This is a genomic window from Halalkalibacterium halodurans (assembly GCF_004376175.1).
Classification (GTDB): domain Bacteria; phylum Bacillota; class Bacilli; order Bacillales; family Bacillaceae_D; genus Halalkalibacterium; species Halalkalibacterium halodurans.
In genome coordinates, this window is record NZ_SNUY01000015.1 from 12,969 (window position 1) to 32,400 (window position 19,432).

The 19,432-nt window shown below is 43.6% G+C and carries 14 protein-coding genes, 2 pseudogenes and 1 riboswitch; of the genes and pseudogenes, 4 read left to right on the forward strand and 12 right to left on the reverse strand.

All coding sequences use genetic code 11. From position 1 onward, the window contains the following. Positions 1 to 55 precede the first annotated feature (55 nt). The 3 genes and pseudogenes from E2L07_RS06880 to E2L07_RS06890 form a co-directional block, all read right to left on the reverse strand. Positions 56 to 1,006, reverse strand: a complete 951-nt coding sequence (locus E2L07_RS06880) for a sugar-binding transcriptional regulator (protein WP_010896953.1) — start codon at positions 1,004 to 1,006, stop codon at positions 56 to 58. Positions 1,007 to 1,094: 88 nt separating this feature from the next. Next, positions 1,095 to 2,483 (reverse strand): dihydrolipoyl dehydrogenase, encoded by a 1,389-nt coding sequence (gene lpdA, locus E2L07_RS06885; RefSeq protein WP_134229219.1) that lies wholly within the window; start codon positions 2,481 to 2,483, stop codon positions 1,095 to 1,097. Positions 2,484 to 2,496: 13 nt separating this feature from the next. Beyond that, a pseudogene (locus E2L07_RS06890) lies at positions 2,497 to 3,063 on the reverse strand (dihydrolipoamide acetyltransferase family protein); the annotation flags it as partial. A 29-nt stretch (positions 3,064 to 3,092) separates the two neighbouring features. Between E2L07_RS06890 and E2L07_RS06895 the strand changes: the two are divergent. After that, the gene (locus E2L07_RS06895; protein WP_134229220.1) at positions 3,093 to 3,539 is read left to right on the forward strand and encodes an FtsX-like permease family protein; all 447 of its coding nucleotides are present in this window, start codon (positions 3,093 to 3,095) and stop codon (positions 3,537 to 3,539) included. Between the two features lie 96 nt (positions 3,540 to 3,635). Here E2L07_RS06895 and E2L07_RS06900 read toward each other — a convergent pair whose 3' ends face one another. From E2L07_RS06900 to E2L07_RS06930, 6 genes and pseudogenes are all read right to left on the reverse strand, one after another. Next, positions 3,636 to 4,265, reverse strand: coding sequence for a nucleotidyltransferase family protein (locus tag E2L07_RS06900; protein ID WP_010896924.1), 630 nt, complete (start codon positions 4,263 to 4,265; stop codon positions 3,636 to 3,638). 279 nt (positions 4,266 to 4,544) lie between these two features. Further along, complete coding sequence (locus tag E2L07_RS06905; RefSeq protein ID WP_053432494.1) at positions 4,545 to 5,882, reverse strand: 5'-deoxyadenosine deaminase; 1,338 nt, start codon at positions 5,880 to 5,882, stop codon at positions 4,545 to 4,547. Positions 5,883 to 5,967: 85 nt separating this feature from the next. Then, a riboswitch (purine riboswitch) is annotated at positions 5,968 to 6,065 on the reverse strand. 82 nt (positions 6,066 to 6,147) lie between these two features. Beyond that, positions 6,148 to 7,476, reverse strand: a complete 1,329-nt coding sequence (locus tag E2L07_RS06910; RefSeq protein ID WP_134229221.1) for a CitMHS family transporter — start codon at positions 7,474 to 7,476, stop codon at positions 6,148 to 6,150. Positions 7,477 to 7,691: 215 nt separating this feature from the next. Beyond that, positions 7,692 to 9,605, reverse strand: coding sequence for a heavy metal translocating P-type ATPase (locus E2L07_RS06915; protein WP_053432492.1), 1,914 nt, complete (start codon positions 9,603 to 9,605; stop codon positions 7,692 to 7,694). A 616-nt stretch (positions 9,606 to 10,221) separates the two neighbouring features. Further along, positions 10,222 to 10,854, reverse strand: a pseudogene (locus E2L07_RS06925) (S66 family peptidase); the annotation flags it as partial. A 134-nt stretch (positions 10,855 to 10,988) separates the two neighbouring features. Then, positions 10,989 to 11,927: an EamA family transporter gene (locus E2L07_RS06930; protein ID WP_134229222.1), complete on the reverse strand. Its 939-nt coding sequence runs from the start codon at positions 11,925 to 11,927 to the stop codon at positions 10,989 to 10,991. 106 nt (positions 11,928 to 12,033) lie between these two features. Here E2L07_RS06930 and E2L07_RS06935 point away from each other — a divergent pair, with 106 nt between their 5' ends. Both E2L07_RS06935 and E2L07_RS06940 read left to right on the forward strand, forming a co-directional pair. After that, the gene (locus E2L07_RS06935; protein ID WP_134229223.1) at positions 12,034 to 12,930 is read left to right on the forward strand and encodes an AraC family transcriptional regulator; all 897 of its coding nucleotides are present in this window, start codon (positions 12,034 to 12,036) and stop codon (positions 12,928 to 12,930) included. Between the two features lie 10 nt (positions 12,931 to 12,940). After that, positions 12,941 to 13,384: a PH domain-containing protein gene (locus E2L07_RS06940; RefSeq protein ID WP_134229224.1), complete on the forward strand. Its 444-nt coding sequence runs from the start codon at positions 12,941 to 12,943 to the stop codon at positions 13,382 to 13,384. Positions 13,385 to 13,430: 46 nt separating this feature from the next. Here E2L07_RS06940 and E2L07_RS06945 read toward each other — a convergent pair whose 3' ends face one another. The 3 genes from E2L07_RS06945 to E2L07_RS06955 all read right to left on the reverse strand — a co-directional run bounded on the left by E2L07_RS06945 (position 13,431) and on the right by E2L07_RS06955 (position 17,794). Beyond that, positions 13,431 to 13,679 carry a hypothetical protein gene (locus E2L07_RS06945; RefSeq protein ID WP_134229225.1) on the reverse strand — a complete coding sequence of 83 codons (249 nt, stop codon included), beginning with the start codon at positions 13,677 to 13,679 and terminating at the stop codon, positions 13,431 to 13,433. 255 nt (positions 13,680 to 13,934) lie between these two features. Continuing rightward, positions 13,935 to 15,734, reverse strand: coding sequence for a coiled-coil domain-containing protein (locus E2L07_RS06950; protein ID WP_134229226.1), 1,800 nt, complete (start codon positions 15,732 to 15,734; stop codon positions 13,935 to 13,937). Next, entirely contained in the window at positions 15,731 to 17,794 is a 2,064-nt protein-coding gene (locus E2L07_RS06955; RefSeq protein WP_134229238.1) for an efflux RND transporter permease subunit, read from the reverse strand. Before E2L07_RS06955 ends, E2L07_RS06950 begins: the two co-directional genes overlap by 4 nt. Positions 17,795 to 17,990: 196 nt before the next feature. Here E2L07_RS06955 and E2L07_RS06960 point away from each other — a divergent pair, with 196 nt between their 5' ends. Beyond that, positions 17,991 to 19,334 carry an ISLre2 family transposase gene (locus E2L07_RS06960; protein ID WP_134228557.1) on the forward strand — a complete coding sequence of 448 codons (1,344 nt, stop codon included), beginning with the start codon at positions 17,991 to 17,993 and terminating at the stop codon, positions 19,332 to 19,334. Positions 19,335 to 19,432: the final 98 nt, after the last annotated feature.

The following is a 19,432-nucleotide window of genomic DNA, read 5'->3' on the forward strand; positions in this document are numbered from 1 at the left end:
TTCATAAGATTTTCCCAATAAAAAACAGCGATGATTAACACCGCTGCTTCACTTATTATCCAATTGCATTTATTAACGACTGTGCGGTTGAATCGTCTGTCACTAGTACGTCTAAATACCCACCCTTTAACGCAGCTTCAACGCTATCGACTTTATGGGCTCCTTCCGAGACACCGATCACGATGGGGATGCGTTTTAGTTCGTCAAGATCGATTCCGATGACGAGCTCGTTTAGCGGATGATCGATGGGTTGGCCTAGCGCATCGTAAAAGCGAGAGCTCATATCACCAACAGCACCGATTTTCTTTAATGTGGCAATGTCTTCTTCCTTCAAATAGTTCATAACCTTCATGGTAGAACCTTTAAAAGGGCTACCGATCCCGACGACGGCCATTTTTACATTGCGCCCTTCCTCCAATACGGAGGCAATGTCTTCTGACTGGATGAGTCGTTCCTTTAGTTCTTTCGCCTCCACCATTGCTGGAGCATAAAGATACGAACACTCACAGTTCATTTTTTTTGCTAATTCGTAGGCTAACAAGTTCGAATGAAGCTCAACAAATTTCCGTCCCATTCCTCCCACGAGCGGAATTACTTTCAGCTCTCGGTGCTGTTCATACGGGTATTCTTGCACAAAGCTCGAAACAGTCGTTCCCCAAGAAATGCCAATGGAATCCATTCCTTTTATATTTTTTGAAACATAATAGGATGTGGCTTTTCCGATCGCCCTTTTAATCATATCTTGCGTTAATCCAGACGTTGGAACGACGATAGCCTCTTTGAGATGGTATTTCTTTTCAAGCCTTTGTTCTAATTCCACCGTATGAATATTTTCATCTTTAATATAAATCTCAACAATTCCTTGTTCCTTTGCTTTATTTAATAGCTTCGAAATGACCGGACGTGAAACCCCTATTTTCTTCGCAACTTGTGCTTGTGTCCATCCTTCAAAATAATACAAGCTCGCCACTTTGACAATGAGTCTGCGCTCTTCCCAGTTTACCATCTTCATCCCTTCCCACTTTCATCTCGCACCCGTTTTCACTAATTATACCAGTAATCGCAAACGAGTATCTACCCATGCTCGTTTCAATTTATGGTTGGTGGACCCCTTGTCCGAGCCAGCTAGCAGCAGTTTCATAAAGAGCCTCCGACACTGTCGGGTGTGGATGAATCATCGCTTTTAATTCGTCAACCGTCCCTTCTAAATGGATGAAAGCAGCCGGTTCTCCTATCATCTCTGTCACATGGGGACCGACCATCGTAACCCCTAAAATTTCCCCATAATTAGGGTCGGCAATCATTTTGACGAATCCAGTCGTTTCCCCTAAAGCCATCGCTTTACCATTCGCTCGAAGATCGACTTTTACAACTTTATATGAATAGCCCTTCTCTTTCGCCTCTTGCTCTGTCAAGCCGACACTCGCGATCTCCGGTTGTGTATAAATACAGCGCGGGATGACTTGACGATTAATGATTTCCACCTTCCCGCTAGCGTTAGCGGCTGCAACAAGTCCTTCAGCACTTGCCACGTGGGCTAGCTGCCAGCCACCAATCACATCACCGATCGCGTAAATCGATGGATCACTCGTCCTCATCTGATCATCCACTTTAAGAAACGGACCTGCCATGCCCAATCCTAGCTCCTTAACCGCTGAAAGATTTGGTGTGCGTCCAACCGCCAGCAAAATCCGCTCCCCCTCCAGCCAGTCTCGGTCTCCGGTGCTCGTTTCAATCTCCACCTTCTGTTTATCACCTTGGAGCACCGCTGTTACTTTCGTGTTTGTCAAAAGATGGACACCTTTTGCTGCCAAAGCTTTTGCCAATACTTTAGCTGCTTCCTCATCCTCTTGTGGCAATATTCGCTTGCCCATTTCGACGATCGTTACATCAACTTGCAAACTAGAAAAAATGCAGGCAATCTCCACACCGATCACACCCCCGCCAATAATGACAATCGATTGGGGAATCGAATCGAGTTCAAAAATCGTATCACTCGTGTCAACAACCGCCTCTGCTAATCCAGGAACAGGGGGAATGGTTGGCTCAGTTCCAGTCGCCACAATAATATTTTCTGTCCTTACACTGACGATTTCTGCTGTTTCTTTCATTTTGATCTTGACTGAATGATCTCGCTCTATTTTCCCATAACCAAAGTAAACATCAATCTTACCTTGTTTCAGTAAGAAATGGATCCCCGCTCGAAGCTTTTGTATGATTTCATTTTTTCGCACAAGCATTTTCGGCAAAGATAACGTGACAGCCCCTGTTTCAATTCCCCATTCCTTCGCCTGCTTGATTTTCTCTATGATCTCTCCTTGATGAAGTAATGTTTTAGAAGGGATACAGCCGCGATTTAAGCACGTACCTCCAAGATCTTTTGCTTCCACAAGCGCGACTTTCTTTCCTAATTTCGCCGCTTTTATCGCAGCCACATAACCTCCAGGTCCTCCTCCGATCACCACAATGTCATAGCTCTTCACTCTTATCGACCCCTTACATCAGTAGTTGAAATGGCTGCTCTAGCATGGATTTCACGTCTGTTAAAAAGGCCGCCGCCGGAGCTCCATCAATGACACGATGATCGAATGATAAACTAGCAGTCATCATCGGGCGAAGCTCAATCTGGCCGTCTATCCCTACCGGCTTTTCTTGAATTCTACCTACACCTAAAATCGCGGATTCCGGTTGATTGATAACTGGTGTAAAGACGTCAATTGCATACATTCCTAAATTGCTGATCGTAAACGTGCCACCGCTCATCATTTCTTGTGAAAGTCGATTGTCTCTAGCTGCCATAGCTACTGTTTTACACTCGTTTGTTAATTGGGCCAGTCCTTTTTTGTCTACATGCTTAACGACTGGGACGACCAATCCTCTTTCAACTGCTACGGCTAAACCGATATGCACGTCTTCATGGTAGACGATTTCATCCTCAAAGAAAGAGGCATTAATGGCAGGGTGACTCATTAGCGCGTGAGCAACCGCCTTCATCACAATTTCTGTATAGGACAAACGGTAGCCTGTCTGTTGTTCAATCATCCCTAACAGTTGTGAACGGATTAACGCATGGCAAAGAATTCTATGCCGCATTGCAACAAGAAAAACCGGAAGCTACAGACGTGATGTACGAAGGCTTCATGACGTATTTAGACGTACACACAGCCAATCAGCTCCTATTATTTATCGGGCTTTTTATCGCGTTGTTATTTTTCCTTGCCAATGGAAGTCTCATCTACTTTAAGCTGTTTACTGAATTAGAGGACGATCGGCAAATGTTTTTGATTTTAAGGAAAGTCGGCATGTCGGATCAAGAGATACGACGGGTTTTGACGATACAATTGGCCATTCTCTTTTTTCTTCCTGTTCTTGTTGGGACGATCCATACGTTATTTGCCTTTAATAGCGCCCGTGCCGCTTTGTTTGCATCAACCGTTTGGCAAACTGGTTCGTTTGCAATTGTCCTCTATTTCCTGTTCCAACTCATCTATTTTCTTCTCGCTCGGACGGTTTATACGAAAAAAGTACTTCGCTCGTAAGAAAAGCATCCGAGACTACCGGAAACTAGCCACGAGCGATGGCATTGATGGTGAGTTTCCCTTACTTATTTACAAAAAATCCCCCTTTCTCAACAATTAATGTGTGGAAGGGGATTTCCTCTTCATTAAATCATTCACTTTCTTGTAATCTTCGCAAGTATCCACATCCACAAGGACCCCTTGATCATGAACAGGAATAAGCATCCTCTCCAATTCCTCCATGAGTGTCTTTCCTCCTTTATCTCCGTTCACAGCTGAGCAATCCAGAGCGTGAATATTTCCCCAGTATACCGGATGCCCCTCTTTCTTCTCATACATGGGGCGAACAATAAAGGGCTCTTCTTGAACACGAGTTATCCCTTCATTCAACACTATGTTAACTGTTTCCTTTTCGATCAATGGTTGATCGGCAAGAAACATCATCACGGCGTCCCCATACTGTCTTGCTTGCTCCATCGCTAGCTTAAACGATGTGCTCTGTCCTTGCTTATATTGGTCATTGACCAGCCATTGGACTCGCTTATCTTCCACTTGAATCATCTTCATTACTATGTCCGCCTGATGACCGACGATGACAAAAATGTGTTGAAATGGGTGGTTGCTCACTTGATCAATTACGTACTTTAGCATGTATGTCCCTTGTATTTTGGCTAACTGTTTCATTTCGTTCATTCTCGTCGATGTGCCTGCAGCTAAAATGGCGGCGCTAACCGATGGTTTCATCATTACCGTTCACTTCCTACAGTAAACTATGTTTCTCTTTGGAGAACGTTCTCCTCTTCACGCGAGCTTGAATGAGTTGGGCCATGATGCTGATACTAATTTCCTCTGCTCCTTCCGCGTGAAATTTGTCGCTAAGGTCTCTGCTCGCGAGTCTGTTTCATCGCAAACCGTTCGAATCACTTCATCACAAGATTTCCCCTCGTTTTTCCCTTCTATTCGCTACCACACCACACAACTACTGTGATAGATTTTCTTCATTTTGATTTTCATTTAATAAAACTATTACGTTAACGCAGGCATTCGTTTTAGCAACCGTTCGATGGAACGATCCGACTCCCGAAGAACGATGGCTGGATCGATCGTTTTCATCACCCGATTTTCCATGACGACGCGGCCATTAATAATCGTCGTCTCCACATCTGCTCGCGTCGCTGAATACACAATTCGTGAAATCGGGTCCACATCAAACGACGGGTACGTATGAAAATGACGTAAATTCAAAATCGCAAGGTCTGCCTTTTTTCCTACCTCTAGGCTTCCGATCTCATGATCCATTCCGATGGCTCTTGCCCCGTTAATTGTCGCCATCTTAAAAACTGTACGAGCATCCATTGCCGTTGGACCGTGCACCGGCTTTTGAATTAATGCAGCGAGTCTCATTTCATTAAACATATCTAAATTGTTGTTGCACGGAGCGCCGTCCGCTCCTAAACTAACGGGGATTGCTTGATCTAACAAACTGGGAATGTCCGCGATTCCGGATGCAAGCTTTAAATTAGATCCTGGGCAATGGCTCACATGAATACCTCGTTCTTTGATGATCCGTTTTTCGTTTTCACTCAACCAAATGCAGTGTGCTAATATGAGCCGTTCGTTCGCTAAGCCAACATGATCAAGGTATTCGATGTTTCGCATCCCCGTCTCCTGTTGGACCATTTCAATTTCTCCGCGATTTTCAGAGGCATGGGTGTGAACATGGACTTGATAATGGGCTGAAAGCTTCCCCACCTCACGCAAAAGCTCCTCGGTACAAGAGACGACAAAGCGAGGTGAAAACGCATAACGTATTCGACCTCCATCAAAGCTGTGCCACTCTTCAAGCAGTTCGATACTTTTTTCAATCGACTGAGCCGTTTTCTCTTGCAATGGGAGCGGCACTTCCTCCCCTTTATCCATCATCACCTTACCTGATATCGCGCGAATGCCGCTTGAAGCAATCGCTGCAAACGCAGAGTCTGTATGATGAACGGTTTCCATATCCACGATGGTCGTCGTTCCACTTTTGATGAGCTCACCGATACCTAGCAAGGCAGAATAATAGATTGACTCAGAATCATGCGCGGCTTCAAGCGGCCAAATTCGCTTTTTGAGCCAATCCATTAATTCTAAGTCGTCGCCCTTCCCGCGAAAAAGCGTCTGACATAGATGAATGTGCGTTTGAACAAATCCAGGAATCACCGTCCGTCCAGTGGCATCAATCACTTTCTCGACTCCCTCTTCGCTTAAGTCTTGACCGATCGCACAAATGAGCCCATCCTTAATCAATAGATCACCGTAAACAATGTCCTCCTTTGGATTCATGGTTACCATCTCTGCCTGTTTAATTAGGATCGTTGTCATATAAAAGCCTCCTCAAGCATTCGCTTTCTAAATAGCCAATACATCATGTTCCTCAACGCGCAAAAAACCTAGCCACAAAAGAACACATTAACTGCATTCTTTTCGTAGCTAGGTATTTACGGTACCTGTAGAGACCCTCATCCCATATTGAGAGGATATACGAAGAGTGTTGAGCTCGATTAAGTTACCGTTAGTATATGATGATTTTAGGCGAGAAACCATTCATTTGTAAGGTAACTTATCAGCATTCTTCAACCCGTTTCCGTTAAATCACTATGATTCCCATGAAGATCGCGATGATGAACAAAACCAAACTGTATCCCCATACCCAGAAAAGCGAGTAGCGGATATGTTTCCCCATCTCTAACCCTGCCAAACCAAGAGCTAGCCATAATGCTGGCGCAAATGGGCTGACAAACGTACCGATGATGTTACCGATGATTAGAGCATAAGCTGCAGTCACACTATCGACACCGTAACCGGTCACGATTTGCTCTACAACTGGTAGCAATGCAAAGTAGTAGGCGTCCGTATTAAGCACTAGCTCAAATGGAACACCGAACACACCGATAATTAAGTGTAAATATGGAACCGCAAATGCCGGTAACACTTTTACGATATCTTCAGCGAGCGCATCGAGCATCCCAGTGCCACCTAAGATCCCTAAAAATGCTCCCGCTGCCAAAATGATGGACGCCATTAATAATGCATTAGGGGCGTGAGCTTTGATTCGCTCCATTTGATCTTTTACCTTCGGATAGTTAAGCGGTAAAGCGACGCCTAGCGCGATCATAAAGACAAATCCTGCAGGAATTTCCCCCCAGACGAGCAGACCGATCAACGCGAGCGTAATCAATAAGTTGACCCAAAGCAATTTTGGACGAGCTAATGAACGATCCTTCTTCTTTGTTTGATCATCAGCTTTAATCTCTGCCTCTTGCGCCGCTGCTGTCTCTGCGATGGCAGCCGGACCAAGCTTGGCAATACGCCGTTTTTCTCGAATTCCTAATAAGACGGCAAGCCCGATTAAGACAAAGAGTCCGATAATTTGCAGTGGAATGAGCGGACGCCATAGCTCTGTCGCATCCATTCCTAGTACTGCTGCCGTTCGACCGAGTGGTCCAGCCCACGGAAGCATGTTTAGCACACTGGCACTCGTTCCGACCAACAATAGGAGCAAGTACGGATTCATATTCAATCGCTTGTATAACGGAAGCAATGCAGGGATCGTAATTAAAAACGTCGACGCCCCTGATCCGTCCAAGTGAGCGACCGCTGCGATAAGGACCGTCGCTACTGCAACCGCTATCACATTTCCTTTTGAAATAGCAATCATTCGATCAATGATCGGATCAAACAATCCGGCGTCTTGCATAATACCGAAGTAAAGAATCGCAAAAATGAACATAATGACAACATTAATGACCCTGTCGATTCCTTCATCGAAGAACCCGCCGATCTCAATAATGTCGAAGCCAGCTACCAAAGCAGCCACGAGTGGAATGATAACTAATGCAATGATCGGTGTCATTTTGCCACGTAAAAGCATGATGACAATGAGCAGGATCGTCGCCAAACCGATAAGACTAAGCATGCTTTCTCCCCCCTGAACGATCTTCACACGCCCTATCAAATGTTAAGCGCTTTCAAAATAAGGCGTGAATTGAAGCAATTTTTTTAATATATAGAAACATACCATACAAAAAATACGGAGAAAAAGCTTACTCACATAAAACGAATTTTGTTTATTTTGTTCACGGAAGAACAAAAGACATCGCCATATAGACGATGCCTAGTTGTTTCATAGTTTTATCGTAACAGCCTGAGCCCATTTAGAATGACTAATATTGTACTTCCTTCATGCCCGATGACTCCCATCGGCAAGTGCAGAAACTGCATAAAGTTCGAGGCAATTAACGCAAGGATGACCACAATGGAGAACACGATGTTTTGCTTCACGATTCGATTCATTTTTTTCGAAAGTTGGACGGCTTCAGCGATTCGCGGCAAGTGGTTTTTCATGAGCACTACATCCGCCGTCTCTAGCGCCACATCGGTTCCTTCCCCCATGGCGATACCGACGGAAGCCGTTGCCAAAGCAGGCGCATCATTAATCCCGTCCCCTACCATCGCGACAGTGCCGTATGCCTGTTTTAGTTTCTTCATTTCATCTACCTTCGTTTCTGGAAGACATTCTGCAACATACGTATCAATGCCACTTTCCTTCGCAATGGCCGCCGCCGTTTTTTCGCTGTCTCCCGTTAGCATGATCGTGCGAATCCCTGCTTTTTGCAATTGTTGAATCGCCGCGAGCGTGTCTTTGCGAACCTGGTCCTTAAGAGCGATCACTCCGGCTATTCCTTGCTCGTCTCTTGCAAAAACGATTGTTTTTCCTTCCTCAGCTAACCGGGTAGCGACTCCGCCTTTAAACTGCTCTGCTTCCACCTTGCCAACGAAATCAGCCTTCCCGATCTTCCAGGATACACCATTCAGATACGCGCTGACTCCGAACCCAGCCACATCCTCCATGTTTACAGGTTTTAGCTGATCGTTCATACAGGTGGATGCATGGCGAACAATGGCAGAAGCGAGTGGATGGTTTGAATATTTTTCAATCGACACCACATAGGTGAGTAGCTCCTCCTTCGTCATTCCATCACGAACAATAACATCGGTCACCTCTGGTGTGCCTTTCGTCAATGTTCCTGTTTTATCGAACGCAATTGCTCTCAACTGGCCAAGATTCTCAAGGTGCACACCACCCTTTAGTAATATCCCTTTTCGGGCACCATTCGATATCGCCGATAAAGTCGCTGGCATGATCGATGCTACGAGCGCACAAGGGGACGCCACGACAAGCAAAATCATCGCTCGGTAAAACGTCTCCGTCCAGCTCCAGCCAAAGGCAAAATGGGGCACAAACATCATGAGCCCGACCGCCACAAGAACTGTTTTTACATACGGCCCCTCAAATCGTTCAATAAATTGCTGGGACGGCGATTTCTCACTTTGAGCCGTTTGCACTAATTGAATGATTTTTTGAAATAAGGTCTCGCTATTCGGCTTCGTAATTTCCACCATAATCGTTCCGCGCACATTCACCGTTCCGGCAAATACTTCGTCGTGTAATGACTTGCTAACGGGGATGGATTCCCCTGTAATCGCCGCTTCGTCAAGACTTGTCTGACCTTCGATGATCTTTCCGTCGGAAGGCACCCGTTCCCCTGGTTTGATGACAATGACATCCCCGACTAGTAACTGACTAACAGGAATTCTTTCCTCACTCCCATTTCTCACCCGTAGCGCTTCCTCCGGCTGTAATTCCATCAAGGCCGAAATTTCTTTATTGCTTTTGTTCATTGTGTACGTTTCAAGCGCACCGCTTAATGAGAAAATAAAGATTAATATCGCTCCTTCGATCCAGTACCCAATTGCCGCGGAACCAATCGCCGCAAAGATCATGAGCATTTCAACATTCAATTCTCTATTTGCAATTGTTTCTTCAATGCCTTCCTTTGCCTTCGCATACCCACCGATCACATACGCAGCTAAATAGACGGCAACAGCTACAGGAATGATTTGCTGATTTTCCAACACCCATCCAATGGAAATGAGCAAGCCGCTAAACAGAGCGGCTAACAGCTCAGCATGAGGCTTTAATTTTTCAAACCAACTCGTATCCATTCGATTTGTTTGTTTCAAAGATTTTGTTTCTACAAACATGGAAATCTCCTCCTCCGATTATCATTAAACTGAGATTCATTCTCGTTTAATCATTGGTTAAATGAGAATAAAAATCATCATTAATACTCACTCTAAATGACCAAAAACCCTTTAAAAATAACACTAAATCATGATGAACATACATATCATAACATGAACAAACAAAAATTTAAACAATAATAATTTTAATTTGATAAAAATTATTGATAACGAATTTCATTTTCAAAGATTCTTGAGTTCTGCTTTGTGTTTTGAATAATTTACTATAAGCAAAAGCGCCGAAAGTGCCACACACCCTCATGGAACAGAAAAGGAACTCCTTGAAAAATCAGAGGTTCATTTTTTTAAAAAAGGTAAAAGCCCATAGACTCAAATGTCAAAACAGCTCACCATTAGGTCGAAAGTCACATCATTTAAAACGAAAAAAGACCACAGAGACACATCTCTCCATGACCTTAGCCTGCACATGTATTACTGCTGCATTTGTTGACCTTGATTAGCTTGCGAAAGTGCTGTATTCGCCGCTGCCAGATCCACCCTTACTTGCTCTTCCATATTATATGGATGGTAGTACCCGTTTTTCATCATGTATTCGGTCATTTGACCGTGAAAACGGAACGTCAATACATCCGCCAAGCAATCGTCCATTGATGGAGAGTGTTTGCTTTGGAACGCCTTGCCATTTCGTCTTTTCCGTTAAGTGGAACACACACGGAGTTGGTCGCTCAAAATCCCATTCCTTTTGATACTTTTTCGACGAATGTTGCACAATTGAATCACCTATTTTTGTCGAAAGCACAGGCTGCCACATGGCTGTCGTATCGTCAGAATACTCACCCCGTAAGTCGACGAGATTGGTCCCGTGAGCCGTGGCTATTCCCGTATTTAACGTTATCGCAAGCAGCAAGAGGCTCGTATCAGAATAGCCTAATATCCATTTCGGCTCCCATTGTTCAAAATCTAAAAATGGTAAAACTTCAATCAGTAACTGGCCACCCCAAGGCGGAATCATAAGATCAATTGCATCATCTTCCATCATTGCTTGAAGCTCGGTCGCCCTTTTTTTCGCCTCAGATGACTTTGCCTTTTCCTGCGTCCACACCGTTTCCCCACAAACGACACGAAACCCACGTTCCTCCATGCGCTCACAAGCGGCTTTTACCAAGTCGTGAAGATCTTTAGGTACGCCTGATGAAGGAGCGGTTACGCCAATAGTCGCTCCCTCTTTTAACACCGGATAGCGAATCATGTCATATCCTCCCATCATTTTCATTCATTTCTATAACCCTATTAGTTCATTCTACTTTATCCCTCCATTAAATCGCCATATCTACTATTTAGCCGAGCTTCTTTTTCCAATATAGACGTAACGTTTACACCAAGTCAGCTTACTTTACAAGGTGCCTTTTCTTTCTCCGCGGAGGCTATCTCCTTCTCTTTCAGCCATGCCATGATAAAAATCATTCCAAGAATACAAGCTGTTCCTAGCCATTGAAACGCACCGAACGGCTCATGGAGCCAGACAATCATCGTCACGACGGCTGCTAATGGCTCAACACTTCCGAGAAGACTCGTTTCTTTCGGGGAAAGAGTTTGCAAGCTTTCGATATAAAACCAAAACGCTAGCATCGTCCCGAATACTACGACAAACCCTAAATAAACATACGTTTCTAGCTCAAATTGGGCGAGGTCTACGCGCCACGGCGGGTGGATGATACTTAAAGCGACACCACCGATCACCATGGCCCAACCGACAATCACTAAGGAATCGTATTGCTTTAATAAAGGAACAGCGTATAGTGTATAAAAAGCGAGCGCCACGCCGGAAAGGATCCCCCAAACAATGGCGGGTGTGGGCACCGAAAGCTGAGAAAGTGATCCGTTCGTTAATAAGAAAAAACATCCGAGCAAGGCGAGGGACACAGTCACAAAATCTCGACCTGTAAATGGGCTTTGCCTGCGAACGAACAAATACAAGATGATCATTGCTGGCGCTAAATATTGCAGCAATGTGGCCACTGCTGAATTGCCATGCTTGATCGAAGCCATGTACGTATATTGAACCGCGAGCATACCTACAATTCCGAAAATAAGTAGCTTCCCTGCTGTCTGTCTCGTCTGCCAAACCCGGAAAACTTGCGTCTGATCCTTTAACACACATTGTATAGTTAAAAGCAAGGCTCCTGCCGCAAGCAACCTAGTCGACACAAGCCAATTCACATCGACATCGTATTGTTGGAAAAGCTTTTGGGCAACGGTGCCACCTACACCCCAACAAATGGCCCCAGTTAAGACGAGAATAACTCCTATCCACCGCTTCATGCTTCTCTCCACCTTTAAATACCATAATGGTGTTATAATAAGGGAAAAATCAGCTAAAAAATACTCAAATCGGACGAAAAAATATAAGAATATTGAGGTGAATCGAGTGGAGATGAACGAAGTGATCATTGATGAAAATTTGAAAGAATCGATTGATCTCTGGACATTCATGCTACCCATTATCTCTCATCGAACAACCATTCGAAAGAACATCCATGGCTACATGCCCCTTCATTGGCACGATGAGCTACAATTTGTCGTCATCATTCAAGGGGAAGCCCGCTTTCAAGTCAATGAGGAAGCCATCATCGTTCAAGAGGGGGACGGGTTGTTCATCAATAGCGGGTGCCTTCATATGGCGGAGGATGGGAACGGATCAAACTGTGTCTATATTTGCTTAAATGTACCGGCACAATCGATCATATCCCGTGAACTGTATACTGCTTACGTGGCTCCGTACGTTCAAGCGACAAACCTCCCTTACGTGCTTATTCCTTCAAGTGAGATGTGGGGACAAAACATAATAGAAGCGACGTTAAATATCCATCAATGTCTCGAGGAGCAGCCCCCGTACTATGAGATGGACATTACGACAAAGCTAACGGTCATATGGAAAAACTTAATTACAAACGGATTTCCATTGGAATACGATCAGTCCGCCATGATTAAAAACCAACGAATGAAAGCGATGCTTCAATGGATTCATCTCCATTACGGGGAGAACATTCGCTTGGATGATATAGCGAAAGCCGGACAGCTAAGCCGCTCTGAATGTTGTCGTTATTTCAAACGAACATTAAAAATGACGCCACTTCAATATGTGACAGATTATCGAATCCAAAAAAGCGTAACTCTCCTCCAGCAGCCAGAATCGAACGTCACAGACGTTGCCTATCAAGTGGGCTTTAACAGCACAAGCTATTTCATCGATCAATTTCGCAAAGCGATGAATATGACACCACTGCGCTACAAAAAGTCAAAGCTCGAACGTTTAATTGATTAGGAGTGAAGCTATGTATTTTCCTTCTAAAAAAGATATTGGGCTTGGGGGCATCTATTGGCTCGTTATTTTCCTATTCACTCTTCCTCCCGTCGTCTTTTCTGACTTCGGTGTGTTCATGTTACCAAGCTTTTTCGATACCTATCCAGTGAGATTAACCTTTTTCTATACAATAGCAGGATTGTTGTTGTGGATTTGGTTTCGAACAGGCTATACCGTAACAGAGGATTGGCTCGTCATCGAATACGGCCCTATCCAAAAGAAGGTTGAGATCGAAACGATTGAAAGTATTCGTGAAACAAAAAATCCGTTTATCGATCCAGCTCTATCGATAAACAAACTTCAGTTATATTATGGTAACGGTAGACACATTGCTATTTCCCCTAAAGAAAAAGAACATTTTAAGAAACAGTTAGTAAAACGAAATCCGAAAATAAAAATCATCAATCAAAGGTAAGAGCCAGATCATCACCGGACCTGGCTCTTCCTGAGTACTCAAGTGGTTATGAATGTAGTAAACGCTTTTTGGCAACCAATCTTGTCGTGAAATAAGCAGCCCCTAGCGCTAGTAAAGCAAGGACGACTGGAGGAATCAGACTTGCTTCTCCAAATACAACCTCTGATTGTAATGATGTGCCCCCTTCAAGCAGAAAGCTCGGTGTATAGAGCATTGTCATGATGAGACCGGCAGCTAGTTGCAAAGCAACAAATGCAACAACAAAAACGCCAACAAACCATAGGTATTTTTTCAAAACAAATCCCTTCTTTCGTTATAGAGTTGATCATATACCCTATCTACGATCTCCGCCTTCTTTCGTTTCAAACTTCGTTTATATTTACCATCATTCGTATGCTTGTGAATCATTGCACCCACAACTCTTAAAAAACAACAAAATAAGTAACCCACCCTAGCTTAGCTGTCAAGTAGTAGTGGATTACTTTCTCCAAGAGTTATTACTTCAATAAATCAACAGGAGGCAACTGCCTCCCTTTCTCATGCCCTTACTTTAGGAAAATAGATGTTTGAGCCGTTGCCAAAAACCTGGTTTCTCTTCTTCCTCTTCTACCGTTGTTTCTCCTTCTTCCACTTCAATCGGCTCGGTTTTAAGAATGAACTGAACCGAGTGAATGTTTTCGTTTTTTGCTGAAACAAAGGACACGGCTTCAAAATCAGATTTATCATAGTCGTCGATCATAGCATCGATCTCTTCTTGCATTTGCTCTGGTAAATCGTTCGTCTCATTCGTTAATTCTTTCGTTCCTTTGTGAAGCTCGTCAACACCCGTTTCTAAATGAGACGTCCCTTCGGCAATGCCATCAAGACCGGAATGAATCTCGCTGTAGGAATCTGCGAGTTGGGAAATTCCGTCCGTATACGAAATGAGCCCTCCATGAAACTCCCCGTAATTCGCGGCAAGTTGTGCCACTCCCTCTTGTAGTTCACTCAAGGAATCAAGTCCCTCCATCGTTTCTAACGAGGCTGAGAGCTCACTCGCAAGCGATGCCAAGTGGTTGCTCATGTCATGAACAGAGCTGCTTGTTTGTTCAAGGGTTGCTTCTACAGCCGCAAAGGCTTCTTTTACTGCATCGTATGTTCCTTTTGCCGTCTGGGCAGCTACATAAACTTCAAGCAATTGATCGACCGTTTGCCGGTTGGCATCACTCTTATATAATTGCTGAACCTCGGTTTCTGTTATCTGATGGTTAGGGATTTCATCCATAGCCTCGTCCAAAGCAGCGTACGCTTTCGCATAATTGACTTTTAATTGACTTAATCCATCGGCAACCTCACGAAGACCGTCGGCTAATTGCGATAAGCCTTCTGGCAATTGAGCTAGCTCACTAAGGTCCATCTCTGCGGATGAACCGCTAAGAGCCTTCTCTAGAGCGATAAGAGATTCTTCAATCGTTTCCGACGCTTGAATTAATTCAGAAGAAGAATGCTTTACTTCGCTCATCCCCGCTTCGTATTTACTAGAGCCCTCACGCAGGCGATGAACGCCTTGATTTAAATCAGAGACTCCTTTATTTAATTCTGAAACACCATCGTTCATTTCTGCAATCGCATCGCTTAATGTCCGCATGTCCTTCGTCATCTCATCTATTTCTGGTGCATCAATAGCCATTGACAATGGAATAGCGGAAATGTCTATGCCCTCCATTTCAAAATCAACTACATCTGCTAGGAGACTAAATTCCCCGTCACTCTCAGGCATAACATTAAACGCGATTTGTCTTTTTCTCCCTACGTTTATAATCGTCGCATCGGGGGCTTGAATATGGCTAGCAACCTCCGTATCTAACGTCATCATGATTTGCAATACATAGTTTTCATAGAATACTGGGTCGACCGTCTCATTGGCTGATGTTTTGATCGTGAGAAGTAACCGTCCATCCTTTCCTGCTAATGACTCTGGAGCGACTTTTTTCCCATCTAACCGATAAGAGATATCAATATCCCATGGTAGTTTTTGATCCTTCATATTTCCTTGGTAATAAAACGTACCTGATGAAACGTGTAATTCTACCTTATCCTCTGACTGCTCAATATCAGAGAGGTCTGTAAGATTTTTAACCGTTGTATATGGACCATAATCTATGATAGAGCCAGGTGTTGTCACCTCTAATATGTTCACTACATATATTTCGTTCAACGTTCCAGCAGCCTTTAAGCTGGCGTATACGACCTCATCCTTCGTCGTGATGTTCCCCTCATTTGTAGCATGATTCGTTGCCGCTAACCCTCTATTCGCAGGCATAACAAGCAGCACCGTGATTAAAACGAGAAGTATTCTCTTTGTCTTCATGAATGATCCTCCCGATAAAAATTTGCTTTCCATGTCGTTTTACGTATCGCCTTATCAAACACAAGTAGCATCGCAGGTAAGAAAAAGATTACTAGAATAAAAGCAAGTAAAGCCCCTCGGCCAAGCAACAATCCGATCGATGAGACAACAGGGTTTGAAGACGTGAGCCATAAGATAAAACCAACACTTGATAAAATAGCGGCTGAGATCGAGATTGAAAATGTTTTTTCGGTTAACGTCTTTGTGATCGCTTGTCGTCTCGGCATTTTTCTTCGATTGACGAGATAGCCTTCCGTGTAGAGAATCGCATAATCAACTGTTGCCGCGAGCTGTACGGTACCGACAATTAAATAGCCTAAGTAAACTAAAGGCGCATCTGTAAAATAAGGCACCGCCAAGTTTAGCCATACAGCTGATTGAATCGTTAGCAATAAAATGACCGGAATCGAAATCGAGCGGAACGTCAACAGCAAGACGATCGCTATGGCCACAACCGTCAACAGATTCACAACCCTATTGTCTTTCATAATTGTTGTTTTCATATCATACAAGGAGACACTTTCACCTAGTGACAGGGCGTCATCCCCATAATACGACGCGGCTATTTCCTGCACCATTTCAACGACTGAGAAAGCCACCTCCCCTTCTACATCGGTTTCCGTATAAAGGATGATCTGACTGTAATGTTCAGAATAGAACTGCTCGGTGACCGATTCATCAATATACTCGGATGGAATCGTAGCACTGACTGATTGGTTATAGGAAATTACATTTGTGATGTAGTCTACTTTTTCTAATTCTTGCTCCATCTCCACTTCTCTGGCCACATCCCCTTTTGGAACGAGAAGGACGATCGGGGTTGATTTCCCGAATACCTCTTCAATCGTCGCCGTATCACTACCTGCACGACTGGACTCCGGTAGTTCCCCGATTCCATAAATAAACGACGTTTGGCCTTGTGCTAGATAGCTAGGAACAATGAGAAGAAAAACAACAGCTAAACTGATAAATCGTATCTTCATGACCTCGTTCCCAATTGACTGAAAGCGAGGAAAGAACGGTCTATGCTGCGTTTTATCAATCCATTTATAAAAACATATAGTTAAGGCTGGTAAAAATACCATGACACTAATGAAGCTCAATACAATGCCTTTGACGAGATTTAACCCTAAATCTGCCCCGATTTCAAACTGCATAAACGTCAGAGCTGTAAAGCCGAAGAACGTTGTGGCAGCACTGGCTGCGATCGCTGGAAACGATTTTCTAACGGCTATTTGCATCGCCTCTTCCGGATCTTCTGTCTGTTTCCGATAATCTGAAAACCGATGAAGGAGGAAGATGGCGTAGTCGAGGGAAACAGCTAATTGCAAAATCGGACTAACCGATTGAGTGACGAAGGACACTTCCCCAATAAAGATGTTCGTTCCTAAATTGATAAGCACAGATACACCGATCGCTGTAAGGAAAAACAATGGCTCGATCCACGACGTTGTGGAAATGATGAGAATGATTACAATGATCGGGATTAGCAACGATGCGGCGTATATTGTTTCTTTTCCAGTCATTTGCTGCGAGACTGCCGTATTGACAGCTTCCCCTGACAAGGCATTGTCCTCACCGATTAACTCATAAATAGCATCCGTTACCGCCACTTCATCCCCTTCACGAATCGTTAACGAAAACAGTGCGCTTTCATCTTTGTAGTACGATTTGACGAGATCTTTATCCGCCATCTCGAGGGGCGTCTCCAAATCGATAACTTCATCGAGCCATATAACATCTGACACGCCATCGATCTCTTCTAGCTCTTTTTTATACAAAAGCGCTTCTTGCACGGTCACATCACGTATCATGACCCTAGCGTTAGAGACCGTACGATCAAACTCCTCTTCCAAGACCTCAATGGCTTTCGTTGATTGTGCTTCGTCTGGTAAGTAGTCGATCATATTGTAGTTAACCGAAACAAAAAACAGTGCAATGGCACTAATGAACGTTAAAATGGCAAACGAAAGGACGATCGTTTTTCTTTTTTTTATGATGAACGCTGCGATGTCTGTCATCTTTGTATGAGTAAAATTATTGTGGGCAAAATTTAACCCCCTCATTTGTTGAGGGAACGTTAGAACGCTCAACAAATGAGGGGGCCACCAAGCGAAAGCGCGGTAGTTAATAAGCAAATAACATGAAAAAGAGGGTTACTCCTTGGTAGAATCTTAGTCAACCAAAACTAAATCACAAACAAAGGAGTAACCCCTCATGCAAAAGAATAACACAGTATATCCAAATTTAAAACAGATTGAGCAATTAGTTTGGAGGCAATTACAGGAAACCTTCTCAAAGGTCATGAAAACACTATTAGAGGACATGGACAAGCAGATTGCAGAAGAACGAGATAAAAAACGCTATCGACTCATTGATAAAAGAAAATATCATATAACTAGTCTCTTCGGAGAGATTGAATTAAATCGTAATTATTACCGTGACCGGGAGACAGGGGAATATGTTTTTCTCCTTGATCGTTATTTAGAGTTTGAGGATGCAGGTTCTTTTAGCCCATTGATTGAGGAGGTAGCTATTGAATTAGCTGTTCAGGGACCTTCCTATCGAAAAGCAGCCAGTACGTTAGAAACCCTTTTAGGCTATCGGGTTATTAGTCATGAGGCAATCCGTCAACACTTATTACAAGTTTCGAGTATTCCAAAAAAGCGTGAGCATGTACATCAACCTGTATTATTTGTAGAGGTCGATGGTTTGTTTGTAAAACGTCAAGGTAAACGAAAAAAGGGAAAAGAAGAGAAAATAGCCGCAGTTCATCAAGGCTGGGAAGTCAATGGGAAACGAGTAAGACTGAAGAATAAACGCCATTTCGTACATGAAGGGAACCAGCCATTTTGGGAGGCGTTTGAGGACTTTCTCATCGAAAACTTTGAGTATGATCCAACCATTCATAAGTTGGTAATAAATGGAGATGGTGCAAATTGGATTACAACTTGTCGTGACTATTTCAAAGATCGTGCATTCTTTTCGCTTGATCGTTTCCATGTGGCACGGGAGATTCGAAGTTTGTTCCGTCATCACCCACGTTATCGTCCAATTCGTAAGGCGCTTGCATCATATGATTATGAGAAATTGCTTACAGAGCTTAACAGTGCAGTCGGAACGCTAGAGGATGATGAGCAAGAGGAACGTCTAGAAGCATTTATTCGCCAATTAGAGAAATATCCAGAAGCCTTGGGAGATTATCGTAACTGGCTTAAAGAACAGGGTATAGATACAACAGGAATGCGTCCGATGGGTAGTGCAGAAGGAACCATGAGTGTATTTGCCAAAAGACTTAAAAATGGCCGTAGTTGGGTGGATAAAGGTGTAAGTGCCATGTTCACTGGTTTGGTAGCTTACTTGGATAAATTGACCTTAAAAACACTATTTGGCAGGATCGAAAAATGGACTGAAACACAGGTGGAAAAGAACCCACCAAGATACTATAAAGAAAAAGTTACGAGCACAATTGGTGAAGCCACTAGAGACAATGTTCTATATCTAAAAGGAAAAGCTAACATACCAGTTTACAAAGCATTAAAAGAGTTGTCTGGCTTTTAAAAAAGGCAAAATTCTTACCAAGAGAGTATCCTAAGAGTTTGAATCCGCTTTCAAATTTAAGGTGTTAAAAAAACTGCCTATAAATACTTGACTCAAAC